The sequence below is a fragment of the Burkholderia sp. E168m23 genome, from assembly GCF_016586125.1.
Classification (GTDB): domain Bacteria; phylum Pseudomonadota; class Gammaproteobacteria; order Burkholderiales; family Burkholderiaceae; genus Burkholderia; species Burkholderia orbicola.
Genome location: NZ_BCPP01000802.1, coordinates 1 through 3,405 on the forward strand (window position 1 = coordinate 1; position 3,405 = coordinate 3,405).

Annotated in this window: 3 protein-coding genes and 1 pseudogene; 1 reads left to right on the plus strand and 3 read right to left on the minus strand. The window is 71.5% G+C overall.

Annotated features, from left to right (window positions below; translation table 11 throughout):
- Window positions 1-156 precede the first annotated feature (156 nt).
- Window positions 157-1,182, plus strand: a complete 1,026-nt coding sequence (locus JMF90_RS29890; RefSeq protein ID WP_011546438.1) for an XdhC family protein — start codon at window positions 157-159, stop codon at window positions 1,180-1,182.
- 60 nt (window positions 1,183-1,242) lie between these two features.
- Here the strand turns inward: JMF90_RS29890 and JMF90_RS29895 are convergent, their stop codons facing one another.
- From JMF90_RS29895 to JMF90_RS29905, 3 genes and pseudogenes are all read right to left on the minus strand, one after another.
- Complete coding sequence (locus JMF90_RS29895; RefSeq protein ID WP_006477527.1) at window positions 1,243-1,977, minus strand: PepSY-associated TM helix domain-containing protein; 735 nt, start codon at window positions 1,975-1,977, stop codon at window positions 1,243-1,245.
- Between the two features lie 267 nt (window positions 1,978-2,244).
- The gene (locus tag JMF90_RS29900) at window positions 2,245-2,562 is read right to left on the minus strand and encodes an EscU/YscU/HrcU family type III secretion system export apparatus switch protein (RefSeq protein WP_006477526.1); all 318 of its coding nucleotides are present in this window, start codon (window positions 2,560-2,562) and stop codon (window positions 2,245-2,247) included.
- A pseudogene (locus tag JMF90_RS29905) lies at window positions 2,559-3,405 on the minus strand (flagellar hook-length control protein FliK); the annotation flags it as partial. The gene JMF90_RS29900 and the pseudogene JMF90_RS29905, both read right to left, overlap by 4 nt.

The window sequence follows — 3,405 nt, forward strand, 5'->3', positions numbered from 1 at the left end:
GCGCGATCAGTGTCCGATCGTCGCGATCTCTTGCCCGATCGTCCAGATTCGCCCTCACCCGCTGCGCGCCGCCTGCACGCGCGCGCCGGGCGGTTCATAATCCCGCCATCGAACGACGGCGCCGCGCGGCGGGCCGTCCGGCAACAGGAAAAAACGATGGAAAGCGTCGATCTCGATGTACTGAAATCCAGCGCGCGCTGGCTCGAAGAAGGGCGCCGCGTGCTGCTCGTGACGGTCGTGAAGACGTGGGGCTCGTCGCCGCGCCCCGAAGGCGCGATGCTCGCGGTGCGCGAGGACGGCCTGGTGGTCGGCTCCGTGTCCGGCGGATGCATCGAGGACGACCTGATCGCCCGCGTGCATGCGAGCGGCATCGCGGCCGATGCACGCCCGGAAGCGCTCAAGTACGGCGTGACGGCCGAGGAAGCGCACCGCTTCGGGCTGCCGTGCGGCGGCACGATCCAGCTGGTGCTCGAGCCGCTCACGCGTGACAGCGGGATCGCAGCGCTATGCGCGGAAGTCGAGGCGGGCCGCCTCGTCACGCGCACGATGACGCTCGCGACCGGCCGCGCATCGCTGTCGCCCGCGCAGGCGACCGACGGGCTCGCGTTCGACGGCGAACGGCTCGTGACGATCCACGGGCCGCGCTACCGGATGCTCGTGATCGGCGCCGGCCAGTTATCGCGCTATCTGTGCCAGATCGCGGTCGGGCTCGACTACCAGGTGACGGTATGCGATCCGCGCGAGGAATACACGGATGCGTGGGACGTGCCGGGCACGCGGGTCGTCCGCACGATGCCCGACGATACGGTGCTCGACATGAGGCTCGATGCGCGTTCGGCCGTGATCGCGCTCACGCACGACCCGAAGCTCGACGATCTCGCGCTGATGGAGGCGCTGAAGACGCCCGCGTTCTACGTGGGCGCGCTCGGCTCGCGGCGCAACAACGCCGCGCGGCGCGAGCGGCTGCGCGAATTCGATCTGAACGAAGTGGAACTGGCCCGGCTGCACGGGCCGGCCGGCATCTACATCGGGAGCCGGACGCCGCCGGAAATCGCGATCTCGATCCTCGCGGAGATCACCGCCGCGAAGAACAACGTGTCGCTGCCGACGATCCTGCAGGTCGAAGGCGCGAAGGCCGCGCGCGAAATCGCGGCGAACAGCGGCGCGGCCTGCGGGCTCTGACCCGCGCCGGCGGGCGGCCATGCTCGCCGGACGCCGGACGCTACCCGGCGCGAAAGTCGGTCAGGTCAGGCCGGCAGCGAGCGCCGCGGCAACCGAACCGACCACCAGCACGACGCCGACCGTGCGGCGCTTGTTCAGCTCGGTCCACAGCAGCACGCCCGTCAGCGACAGCAGGATCAGCGAACCCGCGATCGTATCCATCAGCAGCACCCAGCCGAGATTCATCCCGACGCCGCGATGCAGGTTGTTCAGCGTCGTCAGGAACGTGTTGCCGGTGCGCTTCACCGACACGTAGCCGTTGCCGACCCAGTATTCGGCCTGCAGGTTCTGGTGCGGCCCGAACACGCCGAATTGCCAGTGCTCGGGCTGCATCACGCGCTTGTCGCCCCACGCGACGGCCTGCGCGGGCTCCTTGCGCATGCGGCCCGGCTTGCCGTCGAAATGCAGTTCCTGCTGCAGCCACTTCGTCATCGCGGCGGGCGTTTTCGGCACCGGGTCCGGCAGCGCGATCTGCAGCTCCTCGACCTGCGGCTCGCCGGTCGAAATCTTCAGCGGCGGCGCGCGGTGGTTCAGCAGCACGCCGGTCACGCCGAACAGCAGCCCGAGTACCGCGCCCCACAGCCCGACCCAGCCGTGCACCTTGCGCAGCCACTTGATGAAGGTCGCGCGGCGCGAGCGCTGGCGGCGCGCGGCCAGTTCGTCGTCGTTCAGCGGGCGGCCCGCCGGGTGCAGCACGGTGACGCCGGCGCGCGGCATGCCCGTCTTGGGCGGGTCGATCGTTTCGGGCGCGTTCACGCGAAAGTATCCATTCGTTCAAAACAACGGGCGGCGCGCAGGAGTGCGCACCGCCCGGTCAGCATGAAAATGAGAATGGATATCATTACATAAATCGAAAGCCGGCTCAATCCGTATGCATACGGAGCGGCAGGTTGGGCGTGCGCGCGAATCAGGGAGAAAGGCACACGTTGCGAGGCGATGACGCTCGATGAGCGGCACATGCCGGCAAAGCGGTCACGCAAGCCCGGACAGCATTTCGTAAGCAGGCGCCCGACGGCAGGCCGTTCAGCGCAACGGCGGCAACGGAAAACGCGGCGCGGCGTCGTCCGGCGCGGGTTCGGTGCGGTCGAGCGCGTACAGCCACGCGAGCAGGTCCGCGACCGCCTGATAGAGCTGCGGCGGAATCCGGTCGTCGAGATCGACCTGCATCAGCAGCGACACCATCTCCGGCGCCGTGTGCACGTACAGCCCGGCATCGTGCGCACGCGCGACGATCATCTCGGCGAGCACGCCGTAGCCCTTCGCGACCACGCGCGGCGCCGCATCGCCGCCTTTCGGGTCGTAGACGAGGGCGGCCGCGCGCTTGCGGGACGTCATGCTCATGGGAGCGCCTCGTCATCCTCGCCCGGCACCCGCGCCTCGGGGCCGCCCGCCGCGCCGCGCGCATACGCGGCCGCGGCGGCCTGGGCGGCGAACAGGTCGAAGCCGTCCGGCCCGTCGTCGACCGCGCGGATCGACAGCCCGCCCACCTTGAGCCCCGAGCCTTCGAGCCGCTGCCGCAGCGCGGCTTCGTGGCGCGTCAGACGGTCGGCGCCCGTCGGGTTCGCGCGCAGCCGCGCGACGAGCTGCGCGCCGTTCAGCACCAGCTCGGCATCGACCGTGCCGAGCGACGGCAGCGTCAGCGTCAGGCGCGTGCGCCACGCGATGCCGTCGCCCGCGTCGTCGCCACCGTCCGCCGCGCGGCGCACGGTGGCCCGGCTCGTCGGGTTCGATCGTCCAGTCGAGCCGCGCGCCGGGCCATGCCTCGCCGGTCCAGCGAAACTGGTCCGTCGCGAGCGCATCGAGCTGCTGCCGCACGAGCGGCACCGCGGCCGGGTGGACGGTCGCGAGCGGTTGCGGCTGCGGATCGGACGATGCGGCGGCCAGTTCGGCACGCGCAGGCGTCCAGCGCGTATCGGCGGGCGTAGCCAGTGGATCGGACGGATCGGGCGGCAACGACGCGCCCGGTCGGGCCGCCGCCGGGGCGGCCTGCGCAGGGTCGCGCGCAGGCGCGCCGCCCGGTGCGGGCGGTTGCGCGGTGCCCCGCGCGGCGGCCGGCAGCGACGGACGCTGCGCGAGCAGTTCGTCGAGCAAGTCGGTCGATTCGTGCGGGACGGCGTCCGGGTCGGCCGGCGCGAGCGCGGTCGCGAGGCGCGCCTGCGGCTCGCGCAGCAGCGCCGCGAGCGG

Coding starts and splice junctions, on each gene's coding strand:
- JMF90_RS29890 (WP_011546438.1), top strand. CDS start 157: ATGGAAAGCGTCGATCTCGATGTACTGAAATCCAGCGCGCGCTGGCTC.
- JMF90_RS29900 (WP_006477526.1), bottom strand. CDS start 2,562: ATGAGCATGACGTCCCGCAAGCGCGCGGCCGCCCTCGTCTACGACCCG.